The organism is Spongiactinospora sp. 9N601 (assembly GCF_044326295.1).
Taxonomy (GTDB): Bacteria; Actinomycetota; Actinomycetes; order Streptosporangiales; family Streptosporangiaceae; genus Spongiactinospora; species Spongiactinospora gelatinilytica.
Genome location: NZ_JBIRBB010000009.1, coordinates 13,923 through 27,403, shown reverse-complemented (window position 1 = coordinate 27,403; position 13,481 = coordinate 13,923). Strand labels below are relative to the sequence as shown.

Below are 13,481 nucleotides of genomic sequence, written 5' to 3'. Positions count from 1 at the left end.
CGCCGTAGAAGGAGACAGCAATGCGCATGTTACGCACCCTCGCATTACCCGCCGCCCTGGCGGCCGGGCTTTCGCTGTTCCAGGCCCCACTCGCCGCCTCGGCCGCGACGACGACCACTTCCGCCTTCGCCCTGACCCTGACCGGCGGCTCCTGCGAACCCTTCGCCCGCCGGTTCCTCTGCTCGGTCGCAAGCAGCGGCGGGGTCGCGCCGATCGCCACCCGCTGGTTCGTGAACGGCAACCACATCGCGGCCTACGACAACCGGAGTTTCGTCGGGATCGGCTGCCAGCCCACTTTCGGGTACACCATCCGAGCGGTGATATCCGACGCCACCGGCGCGTCCGTCGAGTACAACACGTCGCAGACCTGCCGATCCGGCAACCCCTGACGATCCGAAGCGGGTTGATCACCGACCGCCGGTGAACACCGACCAGTCGATCTCGGGCACCGCGATCCCCGCCCTTTCCGCATACGCCAGCGAACGCGCCCTGCCGTCCTCGATCCACTCCTCGAATGAGGCCGGTTCATGGCGTCCGGACGGGCGCGTGCCCGGAATGCGTTCGGCGCTGAACGTCCATTCCCGGCCCGCCCCGTCCGCGACCCCCGCCACCAGCAGCACCGCCATGTCACCGGAACGGCCGTTGTGCTGGTGCCACAGCAGATTGGCCGGTCCCGGGACGCCGGGGAAAGGCTCCTCGGTGCGCAGGCGCAATGATGATCCCGTTTCCGACCGGCTCACGTACGCCCGTACCGAATACGGGTGCCCCTTGTCGTCCCTGGCCGCGAAAACCGCGCTGGGATATCGGGTCAGCGCGTCGTCGATCTGCACGTTCAGCGGCGCGCCGTCGGGTATCGCCGCCGCGTCCCACTTTCCTCCGGCGGGGGTGGCCCGCAACACGTCTATTCGCTGCGGTTCGACGATGATGGGCAGCCGCCAGTAGTACCAGTCCATCGCGGCCTGCCGGGCGGGATCGGCGGCCTCTTCGGCCAGCCCCGGATTCCGGCGCATCAGCCCGTGCCAGTATTCGGCGATGTCCTGCGGTGCCGCCACCACATCGGGCGCGGTGGCGATGCCTCTTACCAGGACCGTTCGCCGCTGTTCCAGGCCGCTGCCGGTGAAGTCGGAATACAGCAGCGCCACGCGCCCGTCCCGGCGAATGTTGAGCACCTTCTGCGAATACGCCGTAGGGGTGGTCAACATGATCTGCCGACGTTCCGGCAGCCATACCGACGACATCGGCCGGGTGTTCACCCCGCCTTTTGCGGTGACCGTGGTGAGTTCCAGGACCCTGACACCGGCCAGGACCTCCGACAGATCCGTGTCAATGTGCATGAAGGGGACGCTATAACCTCAACCCAACTTGAGGGCAACCTCGGCGGTCTCAACCGGCCCTTCAGGAGCCTTCTTCGACAGGTGCTTCGGCAGGTTCTTCAGCAGGTGCTTCGGTAGGTGCTTCGGTAGGTGCTTCGGTAGGTTCTTCAGCAGGTGCGGAGCATGTTGTTCAGCGCCGCCTTCTCCCTGCGGGTCACGAAGAGCCGGTAGTGGTGCTTGACGGTGATCCACGAGGACGCGTACCTGCACCAGTAGGCCCGGCGCTGCGGACGCCAGCTCTGCGGGCCCTGACCGCCCTTGGCGATATTGGCGGAATGGCTGACGGTGAGCAGTTCGGGGCGGCGGAGGTCGTTGGCGAACGCGCGCCGCTTGGCCTGGCTCCACCGCTTGGCGCCCGACCGCCACGCATAGGCGAGCGGCACCACATGGTCGACGTCCACCTGTTTCTCGCTCTTCAGCCGCCTGCCGTCGTACGGGCTGTACCAGACCCCCTTGACCGGATGGCAGGCCGCGTTCCTGCGCACCCGCCGCCCGTCGCGGGCCAGCACCGTCTCCCGGGTGTCGCAGGCCCCCTTGTGATGCGCCCACCTGGGCTGGAACCGTTTGCGGCGGTAACCGCTGATGGATAACGGCCTGGCGACCTTGAGCCGCGCCAGCATCCGCCGCGCCTGAGCCGCGGCCTTCGCCTGCGTCCCCTTCCGGGGTTCGGCCGCCGCGGGCGACGCGGCGAGAACGACGCTGATCGGGATGACCAGGAGGACGAGTACGGCGACGCGGGCCGCCCTGCTCAGGAAGATCATGTTTTGCTCATACCCAACCACTCCCCTCCCATGGGTCTATACCGGGGGCCGCGCATCCTCGCGCTCATGGGAGGGCGTTCACGCTGTCCCAGGCTCCGCCAAGGGGGGCCGAACGGGCATCGGCGTCTTACGGCGGCCGGCTAGCCAACACTGAAACGGCGGGCGGCCGTGGCCGCCCGCGAAACGCCGGGCACCGGGGCGTTACCGGCGACGGCGGGCGGCGGGAACGGGGCTCTGCCGTACCGGAACCGCGCGGCCTGGCCGCTCAGGCGCCCGCCGGGACGGCACAGGCCCCCGCCGGTTCGAGCGGCCCCGTGGCGTTGATGATCGTGTCCAGCGCGTCGCGGGCCGCCAGCAGCTCGGCGACCGCGCCGGTCAGCCGCTCGCGTTCCCGTTGCAGGTCGGGAAGCAGCCCGGTGCACCCCGGCCGCAGCCCCTCGCCATCATCGATCATGCACGGCAGCAGCTCGGCGATCGTGGTGGTGTTCAGCCCGGCGGCCAGCATGAGCCGGATGCCGCGTACGGTGTCGGCGGCCTGTTCGTCGTACTCCCGGTAACCGCTGGGCAGGCGCAGTGGGGTGAGCAACCCTTGCTCTTCGTAGTACCGCAACGAGCGCACGCTGACGCCGGTTCGCCGGGAAAGTTCACCAATTCGCATGGAATCACCGTCCGGTCGGGTTTGACTCTCACATCAGTGTGAGGGTCCAACCTATCCTTCATGACACCGCAGCACTCATCCGGTCAGGACCGCCCCACCGCGGTCACCGTCCTCGGCCTGGGCCCCATGGGCGCGGCCCTGGCCGCATCGCTCCTGGACAACGGCCATTCCGTGACAATCTGGAACCGCACTCCCCACAAAGGCGACGCCCTCGTCACCAAGGGCGCCCACCGCGCGGCGACCGTCACCGAGGCGGTGTCCGCGAGCCCCGTCACGATCGTGTGCACCAAGGACTACGACACCATGTACGCGATCCTGGACCCCGCCATCGCCCCCCTGCACGGCCGCACCCTGGTGAACCTCAACTCCGGCACCCCGGCGGAGGCCCACGCCGCGGCCCGCTGGGCGGCCGGCCACGGCATCGACTACCTCGACGGCGCCATCATGGTGCAACCGCAACTCGTCGGACGCCCCGACGCCGTCTTCCTCTACAGCGGCCCGCAGGACGTCTTCGACCGCCACCACCCCACCCTCACCACCCTCGGCGACCCCCGCCACCTCGGCCCGGACCCCAGCCTGGCGGTCCTCTACAACACCGCCCTGCTGGACCTGATGTACGCCACCCTGAACGGATTCCTGCACGCCACCGCCCTGGTCGGCTCGGCGGGCGTCTCAGCGGTCAAGTTCGCCGACCTCGCCATCGACTGGTTCATGCCCACAGTGGTGACCGCCGGCCTCACCGCCCAGGCCGCCGACCTGGACAACCGCCACTACCCCGGCGACTTCGGCACCATGGAGATGAACCTGAACGCCCTCGAACACATCACCACCACCAGCATCGAACAGGGCGTCCACTCCGCCCAGCCCCGCCTGATGAAGGAACTAGCCGAACACGCCATCGCCGAAGGCCACGGCGCCAAAAGCTACCTCGCCATCTTCGAGATCCTCAAAAAGCCCGCCCACCCATCATGACCCGCCGCCCCAGGCCCACCGGTACCAGTGCTGGAACGGCGAGCCACCATTCCCACCCGCGAAACCCCGGGAACCGGGGCACTACTGACGACGGGTTGCGGCTGGTGGGTGGCTTGTCGTACCAAACCCACCCCCTTGAGCCAAACCAGAACCCACCCCATACCAGCCCTCCGCCCGCCCCCGGGAACCGGTAATCAGAGCACATCCCGTACCAGGCCCGCGTACCTCAAAACAGAAGCACACGCCGCCCTAAACCCGCACGCTCCCAAAATCCGAAACACACACCGCACCCCAACCCCCGCCCCAAAAACCGAAGCCCGCGCGATATCAAACCCGCGCAACCCCAATCCTCTACACACCCTGCACCAAACCCACGTACCCCAAAACAGAAGCACACGCCGCAATAAACCCGCATACCCCCAACACCCAAAATCCGAAACACACACCGCACCCAACCTCCACCCCAAAAACCGAAACCCACGCCACACCAAACCCACACAACCCCAAACCTCTACACCCCTGCACCAAACCCACATACCCCAAAACAGAAGCACACGCCGCAATAAACCTGCGTACCCCCAAAATCCAACCCCGTCCCAGCACCAAACCCACACACCCAAAATCCAAAACACACACCGCACCCAGCCCCCGCCCCAAAAACCGAAACCCACGCCACACCAAACCCACACAACCCCAAACCCCTGCACACCCTGCACCAAACCCACATACCCCAAAACAGAAGCACACGTGGCGTCCAACCTTCACCCCTAAAACCGGAGCCCATGCCGTACCGAACCTCCGCGCCAAAACCACAGCACATTCCGCACCAGACCCGTGTACCCCAAAAGGAGGCACGCGTAATACCCGACCGCACAACCCGGAAGCCCAAGCCCATCCCACACCGAACCTGGGCACCCCGAATCCGAAGCCCCCGCCATACCAAACTCCGTGCGCCCCAGAGCAGCACGAACGCCACACCCGACCACGCGAGCCGAGTGCCCATCCCCACCGGAGCCACGCAACCGGTCACCTCTCGGGCCGCCGCCCACAGGCATGTCCTGTCCACCCTTCCCGGAAACGGCGGTGGGAGATACCATCATCGCCGCAGGTCGCGGCCCCCATCTCCAGTTCCACTCCGCAAGGCCCCTTGTTGCCCAGAGTCCCCGCCCGCGAGCACAGTGCCATCGCGTGAGCGACGGATGTCACTAATTCCGCCTGGTGATACCTCTATCGGCCGAGTTCAGCCATCGTGGTGATGACGGCGTCGGCTCCAGCGAAGGCCAGGGCATCCTCCTTGTCCGGGCGATTGGCGTAACCGATGCTCCGGACGCCTGCCTTTCGCGCGCCTTCGATATCAGTGACCGAGCCTCCGACGAGGACGCACTGTTCCGGCGCTGCGCCCAGTCCTCCTACGGCCTGTGCGATCAAGTAAGGGTGCGGCTTCAACAGCATGGGGTCTTGAAACAGCGTGCGAGCCGAGATGACACCAAAGTACCTCGACAGATCGTGGATGCCGGAATAGACCTGAACGGCGACATCGGAGTTGTTGCTGACGACCGCGAGACGCCACCCCGAGTCGTGAAGATGCCGGACGGCCTCTGCGGCATAGGGCGTGGGAGTGGCGACGCAGCGGCTTGGATTTCAAGACCGTGTAGACCGGCCTCGACGGTGTCGGCGATGAGCGGGCCGGCGCCTGCGGCGTAGCGGAGGATCTCCAGCGGATCATTCGCGCTGGCGATCGTCTCGGGCAGGTCCAGGTTCAGAGGGCGATATAGCTGCGTAGGGCGGCGGCCACGGTGGACGCGGGCAGACCGGAAAAGATGCTGCAAATAGGGCCGTCGAAGTCGAATAGCACGTGTGTGGCGTCGGCGAGCAGGCGTTTCACGTCTGCGTATGGGTCGGTCACCCGTCGTACTCCCGGCTGATCGTGTTCCATATCGAGTCGAACCAGAGACGTTATATCTACGCCCGGATCGTTGTCGCTCCGCCGACCTTGGGCCGGAGCCCGCCCACGCCAGGGCAAGGTGCCTGGTCAATCATGTTGGGCGGCTCGCACACCACCCATGGTCGGGGAATTTGAGGCTGGAAAAGCTCCATTTGGCGGGTGAAGTTCTGTTCCTGTCTACGACTCTAGGGCGGGGCGCGCGCGCCGGGCGAAGCCCGGCTTGGAAAAGAACAGGCCGAGCGGAGCGAGGACCGTTTCGCGCGGAGCGCGGGCAGGAGGGGGGCGAGGACCGTTTCGCGCGGAGCGCGGGCAGGAGGGGGGCGAGGACCGTTTCGCGCGGAGCGCGGGCAGGAGGGGGGCGAGGACCGTTTCGCGCGGAGCGGGCAGGAGGGGGGCGGGGTGGTTGGTGCTGGAATGGCGAGCACCACCCTGGCAGGCACGGGGCGCAGCCGACGGCAGTGGGCGGCTGGAGCCGGGCTGGCCACTGGACCCTGCGCGGTTCCCGGGGCCGGGCCCGGCAGCCGTCGCCCCGGCCGTGCGGGGTCGGGACGGGCCCGGCGAGCACAAGCGGGCACAGCGGGTGCGGCCGGAGTGTGAGCGTCCGAACATGAACCCCCAACGGCGGGCGTGGCCGGGGGGAGCGTTCGCCTCCGGCGGCTACCTGGGCGGCCTGGACAGGGGCTGACTGCCCGAAAGAGCGTGGATCTCCCGAATCAGCCACTACTGCGTGCGAGCCCTGCCCGGATAACATGGCGAAGGCCGGACCCACCGCCACGGGGGTCCGGCCCGAACACGCCACATCAGCACCCGCGTCACGCCACATCACGCGGAAACCATGAGAGCCCCACAGTAACGTACAGCCGGGCCGGATGTCCCGGCCTGCGGAGGCGCGCACGAGATCAAGGCTTGGCCGCAAAAGCGGCATTTCACCCACGGCCCCGCGCGATCTACCGTGGTGCACGCGCAAGTTGGGAAAAGCGGGATAGATGCTTTCCATTAACCCACCGAGTCGCGGATATATCTGCTTCGGTAGGCGTTTTCGAGGTTGCGGCGTCAGAGGTGGCGGCGGGCCTGGGTAGCGTTGATCAGATGGTCGAGCGAATGGGCTGTGGCGCGGCGGCGGTAGGGATTTCCACAGCGGCGCCACCGGCGCGTACTCCGGCCCGCGCGGCCCGCGCGGCCCGATCCCGGTGCGACGTGCGGAGTGCGGAGTGCGTAGCGCGGCGCGCGGAGCGCGGAACGTGACGCCCGTGCGCGCGGAGCCGTCACGTTCGCGCCGCGATGGCCGTCCGGTCGGCACCCCTTTTCTCGCCTGCCACGGCCCTGACCGATCGCAGCACCGAAAGGAAGCCAGCCGTGCCGGAGTTGATTTTCCCGCTCGACTCGACCAAGAAGTTCACCGACCAGGCCAAGATCGGCCACAACCGCTGGCACCCGGAGATCCCGCCGGTCGCATCGGTACGGCCCGGCGACAGTTTCCGGGTGCATTGCCGGGAGTGGTTCGATGGGGCGATCCACAACGACGACTCCGCCGAGGACGTCCGCGACGCCCCGCTGACCACGGTGCACGCGCTCAGCGGCCCGTTCGCGGTCGAGGGGGCCGAGCCGGGCGACCTGCTGGTCGTGGACATCCTCGACCTGGGGCCCATCCCGCAGGAGGACAGCGGCCCGCTGGCCGGTCAGGGCTGGGGCTATACCGGGATCTTCCCCACCAAGAACGGCGGCGGGTTCCTCACTGAGCAGTTCCCGGACGCCTACAAGGCCATCTGGGACTTCTCCGGCCAGATCGCCACGTCCCGCCACGTCCCTGACGTGTCGTTCACCGGCATCGTCCACCCTGGGCTCATGGGCACCGCGCCGTCGGCCGAACTCCTGGCGAAATGGAACGCGCGGGAAAGCGCGCTGCGCGCCACCGACCCGAACCGCGTGCCGCCCCTTTCCCTTCCTCCCGAGCCCCAGGACGCCATTCTCGGCTCGGTACCGGCGTCCGACTTCGACCGGATCGCCGGCGAAGCGGCCCGTACCGCACCACCACGCGAGAACGGCGGGAACCAGGACATCAAAAACCTCACCCAGGGCTCCCGCATCTTCTACCCGGTTTTCGTCCCCGGGGCGAACCTGTCCGTCGGCGACCTGCATTTCTCCCAAGGAGACGGCGAGATCACTTTCTGTGGCGCCATCGAGATGGGCGGCTTCATCGACCTGCGGGTCGAGGTCATCAAGGACGGCATGCGAACGTACGGCGTGCAGGAGAACGCCATTTTCATCCCGGGCCGTACCGCGCCTCAATACAGCGACTGGCTCGCGTTCTCCGGAGTGTCGGTCACCCTGGACGGCGAGCAGCGCTATCTCGACTCACACCTCGCCTACCAGCGGGCCTGCCTGCACGCGATCGACTATCTGACGACGTTCGGCTACCGCCCCGAGCAGGCGTACCTGCTGCTCGGCGCCGCGCCGATCGAGGGCCGGCTGTCCGGAGTGGTGGACATTCCCAACTCCTGCGCCACCGTCTACCTGCCGACGGCGATCTTCGACTTCGACGTCCGTCCGAGCGCGTCCGGCCCGGCCCGCATACGGCAGCAGACCGCCGCCACGCCGCACGCCGCCTTCGACTGAACCCGTCGAACCGCCGGCCATCGACCGGCCATCGACCGGCGGCTGATGTCCTCCTCGCCGCCCTCCGCCCGAGCCTGCATGCGTCGAGCGGCGAGGAGGACCGAGAATCAGCAGGTGGCGAGCATGCCGTTGAGCGCGGACTTCTCAGCGCTGTCGGTGCTCAGCCCCCAGTACCACTTGACCTGGATCCACGCGCGCGCGTACCGGCAGCGCTCGCCCGCCAGCGGCGGCTGCCACGTGGCCGGGTCCTGGTCGGACTTGGCCTGGTTGACGTTGTCGGTCACCGCCCAGAGCTGCGGCCCGCCCAGGTCGTTGGCGAAGGACTGCCGCCGGGAGGTCGTCCAGGACCAGGCGCCGGACGACCACGCCTCGGCCAGGGGCACCATGTGGTCGATGTCGACATCGCTCGCGGCGTACCAGGTGGCTCCGTCGTAGGGGGAGTACCAACTGCCGGAGACCGCGGCGCACGACGAGTTGACCACGACGCCGGAACCATCCCGCTTCAGCACCTCCTCCCTGGTGTTGCAGGCCCCGGAGACGGTGATCCAGTGGGGGAAAAGGTCGCGATTGTAGGAGCTGTGATGGGATTCGGCGGTCACAGTCAGGGCCGCCAGCCGACTGGCGGCGGTGGAAGCGGACGGGATGTTCGGGGGAATCGCGGCGGCGGGTGTGGCGGCCAGCATGACGGTCGCGATGGCCAGCGCCATGGCGGCGGTGACGGCAGAGAGGGGTCGGTGCACGACAGGCCCTTCTGACCGCGTCCTCGGCCAGAACCAGGGAGTTCTGATCGGGGGGCGAGGTGAGCGGTCATAAGGGACAGTCGCACTCTAGTCCGGCATTTACTTAAATCGATGGTTAATACGGGCGGTAGTCATGGTGATGCCGAGTGTGCCCAGCGGGTTTCACCTGGTCGGCGGGGACCTGTTGCCCCTCACGACGGCCGCAGAGGGCCCGCTAACGGCCGGACGGCTCGGAAGAACGTCGCGGCGCCGTATGCTGCCGTCGGCGTACGAGCAGACCGCCACTCCACCGCATCGCACGCAGCGCAAGCCGGACCAGTCCGAAGAAGAATGCGACCTGGAACAGCACGGAACATACGACCATCACATCGCCGAGCGATTCCCGGTCATTCTCCCGTGCCCATTCAATGAGCACGGACGTGACGATCATGCCCAGCACATGACCGAACATCGTCAGCGTCTCGCTGTGCCCGGCCCGCATGACCTGATCCTAGGGCCACCGCCGATTCCCGAATCCTCCCGACCGCTCCGAACACACGTGTCTCCCCGATACGGGACAATCCACGGAATGATCTCGTGACCGGGATTCCCACCTCACACGGCACCGTCGGTAAGTAACAGTCAGATGCGAGTATGGCCTTAGTGGTCGACGGCCGCGCTGCTCTCGGCCGTCCCCACCGTCCTGGCCCTCGCCGGCGGCCTCCTCTTCGGCGGCAACGGCCCTTTCTACCTCGACTTCCACCCCCTGGCCGGGATCGGTTTCCAGCCCGTGGCCCAGGGCCTCGGCATCGGTTATCTGGGCTCCACGGGTATGGTCGCCGCCGCCTTGCTCCGGCACCGATGGCGGAATCGGGCCACCGTGGCCGTCGCCGCCCTTCTGGGGGTTCTCGCGGTGATCAACCTCGCCGTCGTCCCCGTCGGCCTGTTCTCGGACCTGGTTCAGTGCCCACCGCCCGATTACGCCTCACTGCCCGATACATATTCCTGCTACCGGAGCGACTCAGGCGGCCTTCCGTCCTTTCTTTATGCTCCTCCCTACGCCCTCGCCGCCTACATCCTGTTCACGCTCCATCGCCGGTGCTGGAACGGCGAGCGGCCATGTTCGCTCGGGAAATGCCGGGACCGGTGCGGCACCGGCGATGGCGGGCGGCGTTAGCCGGGCTCCGCCGTACCGAAAACCCGGCCAGCGAGCCGTCGCCGGCCCTCAGAAGCCGCGCACGAGCTCAGTCGGCGGCGCGTTCCAGCACGTGATCGGTGCCGGTCGTCCGCGACACGTGCGCGATGGCGTCGAATGCTTCGAAAACCGGCAGGTCCAGGAAATAGTCGGCCATGCGCGAATGCTGGAAGGACGCCGCGTCGTGGACGTGCGGCCGGGCGGCGCGCAGATCGGCCAGCGTCCAGAGCCGGTCGGTGCGGAACGCCGCCTCGATGCTGCCCTCGACCGGCGGCGGGAGCGGCGCGTCATACCACGCGCCCACCGGCCGTTCCGGGGTCGGTACGCCAAGCGTGGTGGTCCGGCCCAGGCTCGATGTCACTCCGATCGCCCGGTAGTCGTCGCCCAGGGCGGCGGCGAGGTGGGCGCCGGTCGGCTGGAGCAGGCGCTCCTCCCCGTCCAGCGCGGGCGCGCGCTGGATGTGCCAGTTGTGCGCGGCCAGCACCACCCGCGCGCCGCCTTCGACAAGACGCAACACGGACTCCGCCATATAAACGTCGCGGAACGTCGAGGCGGACTCGAACCCCTCGGCGGCGTTCGCGCGATGAAGGTGATCGAGGTACCAGGCCCCGCGCAGGTGCCACATCGCCGTGTCATGCTCGGCCCCGTGCCCCTTGGCGCGCTGGACGAGCGCCAGCCGATCCATGTGGGCCATGAGCCGGCTCAGCGCACTGGTGAGCACATCGCGCTGACCAGGATCAAGCCCCTCATAGCGACCAAGGGCCCCGAAAATGATCGGCTCGTCGAACTCGCGGGCGACGCCGACCGCCTGCTCCAGCACCGGAAGCACCTCGGGCGCGGCCCAGCGCAGGTAGCCGGCCAGTTCTTCCAGCGCGGGCAGCGGCGACGCGGCGGCACCGGGCAGGTCGGTGCCCACGCAGCGCAACGGCGGCGACGTGGCCGCCGCGTTGCGCTCTCGCATCCAGGTCAGCGCCTCGTACATCTCCCGGCACTGCCCCAGCGACAGGGCGATGCCCTCCGCCGCGACCTGCTCGACCGTACCGGGGCCGCCCCGGACCCACGCGTCCAGCGCCTGTCCCTGGGTGAACGGGGCTTCCAGCGCGTAGACCGTGAATCCACAACGTTCCACCAGGAACCGCAAGATACGGTGACGCACCTGGTAGAACTCCCGGATGTGGTGGGTGCTCTCCCCCAGCGCCACGACCCGCGCATCACCGATGGTGTCGCGCAGTGGTTCAAGATCGTCCAAGGGTGCCTGGAAGTCCAGGGTCTCGACGGTCAAGGCATGATCATCGACCCACTCGGCGAATCCGGTCTGACGGCTCGTCTCCACGTTCATACCGACAGCCTCGCGCGGCGACCCGCGTGAGGCGTCCTGCCCGGTAGGGATTTCGAGGTACGGCGGGCGGAGTAGTCCTGTCGTGAAGTACGACAGGAGGCCGAAGATCAGCCGGAAATGGTCAGTAAATGGACTGGCGTTTGGTCACCCGCATGACGGAAGGTGTGCGCGACCGACGGGAGAAGCGCCATGAAGGCTTCCCACGCGGCTTTGCCCGCATTCACCGTCGCATCGACGGTAACCGGTACTCCGCACGGGCGCCCCCGCAGTGGCCGTGGCCGTGGCCGCGAAAAGAGAAAACCACGCGCCGCGCGCCTGCCGTAGGCGAATCTCTCCCTTCCCACCCCCCCTGAAGGACCGACTGTGCGATTAACCGTACTGACCGGCGCTGCGGCGGCCCTGGCCGCCGTACTGGCCGTCCCGCCCTCGCCCGTCCAAGCCGCGACCCCTTCCCCCGACGGCGTCAGCAGGCAGCAGGCCCTGCAACGCGACCTGCGCCTCACCGCGGAGCAGGCCCGGGTCCGCCAGGCCCACGAAGCCGCCGCGATCACCGTGGAACGGCGGATACGCGCGACCCTCGGCGACCGCATCGGGGGCGCCTGGTACGACCCCGCGCGCGAGCGCCTCAGCGTCGGCGTACTGAACACCGCGGACGCGACGGCGGTCCGCGACGCGGGCGCCACCCCGGTGCCCGTCAGGCGCAGCGAACAGCGGCTCGCCGCCACCAAGGCCGCACTGGACCGGGCCGCGCACGCCGCCGGGACCGAGGTCTATGGCTGGTACGCGGACGTGCGGGCCAACACCGTGGTCGTGACCGCGGCCGACCGGACGGCCGGCGAACGGTTCGTCCAGGCCGCCGGCCTTTCCGCCGCTCCTTCCGCCGCTCCTTCCGCCGGTGACGACGTACGCGTCACCGTCGACCACGCGGCAAGGCCGCTCGGTGATGTCCGCGGGGGCGACGAGATCGGCATCGTCCTCGAAGGCCAGGGCAGGGTCGGCGTGTGCTCCGTGGGCTTCTCCGTGGACGACGGCGGTTTCGTCACCGCCGGCCACTGCGGCAAGCCGGGGACGCGCACCCAGGGCTGGGACGGGTCCGACCAGGGTACGTTCGTCAGCTCGACGTTCCCGGGTGCCGACCAGGCCTGGGTACGCGTGAACGACGACTGGACGCCCCGCCCGTGGATCAACGACTACAGCGGCGGCAACGCCGTGGTGACCGGCACCCAGGAAGCCCCGATCGGAGCGTCCGTCTGCCGTTCCGGCCGTACGACGCAGTGGCGCTGCGGCGAGATCACGGCCAAGGACGTCACCGTCAGGTTCGTCGAAGGGTTCGTCCAAGGGCTCACCAGGACCACGGCCTGCGCCGGGGGCGGCGACTCGGGCGGCCCGTTCGTCTCCGACGGCGAGGCCCAGGGCGTACTCTCCGGTGGTGGCGGGGACTGCGGTGGAGCGACCGCGTTCACCCTCTTCCAGCCGATCAATCCGGTTCTGCACGAGTACAACCTCACCCTGACCACCACGAAGCGGACCGGGCGGATCGTCGGCTGGAAGAATCAGTGCATCGACGTACCGTCCGACCGGCGCGTCGAAGGGGAGCGTCCGCGGCTGTGGACGTGCGACGCGACCGGCTCCCAGCTCTGGACGTTCCATCGGGACGGCACCGTCCGCAACTTCAACCTGTGCCTCGACGTCGCCGGCACGGCGGTGCGACTGGCCCGTTGCGGCGACGCCCTCTCCCAGCGGTTCTCCCTGACCACCGCGGGCGACCTGGTCAACGCGGGCACCGACAAGTGCGTGGAGGTCGCGGGCGCGGGCGCGGGCCACCATGGGTACCGGCTCCGGTTGGCGACGTGCGACGGCGGTCGCCGCCAGGAGTGGCACCGAGGCTGATGCCTGGTGAACG

The 13,481-nt window shown here is 68.3% G+C and carries 11 protein-coding genes and 1 pseudogene; 4 read left to right on the top strand and 8 right to left on the bottom strand.

Going from position 1 to position 13,481, the window contains the following annotated elements; all coding sequences use genetic code 11:
- Positions 1–20 precede the first annotated feature (20 nt).
- Positions 21–389, top strand: coding sequence for a hypothetical protein (locus ACH34R_RS22345; RefSeq protein ID WP_397563415.1), 369 nt, complete (start codon positions 21–23; stop codon positions 387–389).
- Positions 390–407: 18 nt separating this feature from the next.
- Here ACH34R_RS22345 and ACH34R_RS22340 read toward each other — a convergent pair whose 3' ends face one another.
- The 3 genes from ACH34R_RS22340 to ACH34R_RS22330 form a co-directional block, all read right to left on the bottom strand.
- On the bottom strand, positions 408–1,334 hold the full coding sequence (locus ACH34R_RS22340) for a pyridoxamine 5'-phosphate oxidase family protein (protein ID WP_397563414.1): 927 nt from the start codon (positions 1,332–1,334) through the stop codon (positions 408–410).
- A gap of 146 nt (positions 1,335–1,480) precedes the next feature.
- Complete coding sequence (locus tag ACH34R_RS22335; RefSeq protein ID WP_397563413.1) at positions 1,481–2,134, bottom strand: HNH endonuclease family protein; 654 nt, start codon at positions 2,132–2,134, stop codon at positions 1,481–1,483.
- A gap of 265 nt (positions 2,135–2,399) precedes the next feature.
- The gene (locus ACH34R_RS22330) at positions 2,400–2,792 is read right to left on the bottom strand and encodes a MerR family transcriptional regulator (RefSeq protein ID WP_397563412.1); all 393 of its coding nucleotides are present in this window, start codon (positions 2,790–2,792) and stop codon (positions 2,400–2,402) included.
- A gap of 60 nt (positions 2,793–2,852) precedes the next feature.
- On the opposite strand from ACH34R_RS22330, the gene ACH34R_RS22325 reads away from it, so the two are divergent.
- Complete coding sequence (locus ACH34R_RS22325) at positions 2,853–3,764, top strand: NAD(P)-dependent oxidoreductase (protein ID WP_397563411.1); 912 nt, start codon at positions 2,853–2,855, stop codon at positions 3,762–3,764.
- Positions 3,765–4,991: 1,227 nt separating this feature from the next.
- On the opposite strand, the pseudogene ACH34R_RS22320 reads toward ACH34R_RS22325, so the two are convergent.
- Both ACH34R_RS22320 and ACH34R_RS22315 read right to left on the bottom strand, forming a co-directional pair.
- Positions 4,992–5,372, bottom strand: a pseudogene (locus ACH34R_RS22320) (HAD family hydrolase); the annotation flags it as partial.
- Positions 5,373–5,523: 151 nt separating this feature from the next.
- Positions 5,524–5,670 (bottom strand): hypothetical protein, encoded by a 147-nt coding sequence (locus ACH34R_RS22315; RefSeq protein ID WP_397563410.1) that lies wholly within the window; start codon positions 5,668–5,670, stop codon positions 5,524–5,526.
- Positions 5,671–7,065: 1,395 nt separating this feature from the next.
- Between ACH34R_RS22315 and fmdA the strand changes: the two genes are divergently transcribed.
- Positions 7,066–8,325 carry a formamidase gene (gene fmdA / locus ACH34R_RS22310; RefSeq protein ID WP_397563409.1) on the top strand — a complete coding sequence of 420 codons (1,260 nt, stop codon included), beginning with the start codon at positions 7,066–7,068 and terminating at the stop codon, positions 8,323–8,325.
- A gap of 107 nt (positions 8,326–8,432) precedes the next feature.
- Here the strand turns inward: fmdA and ACH34R_RS22305 are convergent, their stop codons facing one another.
- The 3 genes from ACH34R_RS22305 to ACH34R_RS22295 all read right to left on the bottom strand — a co-directional run bounded on the left by ACH34R_RS22305 (position 8,433) and on the right by ACH34R_RS22295 (position 11,578).
- Positions 8,433–9,065 carry an HNH endonuclease family protein gene (locus tag ACH34R_RS22305; protein ID WP_397563408.1) on the bottom strand — a complete coding sequence of 211 codons (633 nt, stop codon included), beginning with the start codon at positions 9,063–9,065 and terminating at the stop codon, positions 8,433–8,435.
- A gap of 214 nt (positions 9,066–9,279) precedes the next feature.
- A complete protein-coding gene (locus tag ACH34R_RS22300) occupies positions 9,280–9,546 on the bottom strand; it encodes a hypothetical protein (RefSeq protein ID WP_397563407.1) in 267 nt (88 codons plus the stop codon).
- Between the two features lie 742 nt (positions 9,547–10,288).
- Entirely contained in the window at positions 10,289–11,578 is a 1,290-nt protein-coding gene (locus ACH34R_RS22295) for an erythromycin esterase family protein (protein ID WP_397563406.1), read from the bottom strand.
- Positions 11,579–11,941: 363 nt separating this feature from the next.
- On the opposite strand from ACH34R_RS22295, the gene ACH34R_RS22290 reads away from it, so the two are divergent.
- Entirely contained in the window at positions 11,942–13,468 is a 1,527-nt protein-coding gene (locus ACH34R_RS22290; protein ID WP_397563405.1) for a ricin-type beta-trefoil lectin domain protein, read from the top strand.
- Positions 13,469–13,481 lie beyond the last annotated feature (13 nt).

Coding starts and splice junctions, on each gene's coding strand:
- ACH34R_RS22325 (WP_397563411.1), top strand. CDS start 2,853: ATGACACCGCAGCACTCATCCGGTCAGGACCGCCCCACCGCGGTCACC.
- ACH34R_RS22330 (WP_397563412.1), bottom strand. CDS start 2,792: ATGCGAATTGGTGAACTTTCCCGGCGAACCGGCGTCAGCGTGCGCTCG.
- ACH34R_RS22345 (WP_397563415.1), top strand. CDS start 21: ATGCGCATGTTACGCACCCTCGCATTACCCGCCGCCCTGGCGGCCGGG.
- ACH34R_RS22340 (WP_397563414.1), bottom strand. CDS start 1,334: ATGCACATTGACACGGATCTGTCGGAGGTCCTGGCCGGTGTCAGGGTC.
- ACH34R_RS22300 (WP_397563407.1), bottom strand. CDS start 9,546: ATGCGGGCCGGGCACAGCGAGACGCTGACGATGTTCGGTCATGTGCTG.
- ACH34R_RS22295 (WP_397563406.1), bottom strand. CDS start 11,578: ATGAACGTGGAGACGAGCCGTCAGACCGGATTCGCCGAGTGGGTCGAT.
- ACH34R_RS22335 (WP_397563413.1), bottom strand. CDS start 2,134: ATGATCTTCCTGAGCAGGGCGGCCCGCGTCGCCGTACTCGTCCTCCTG.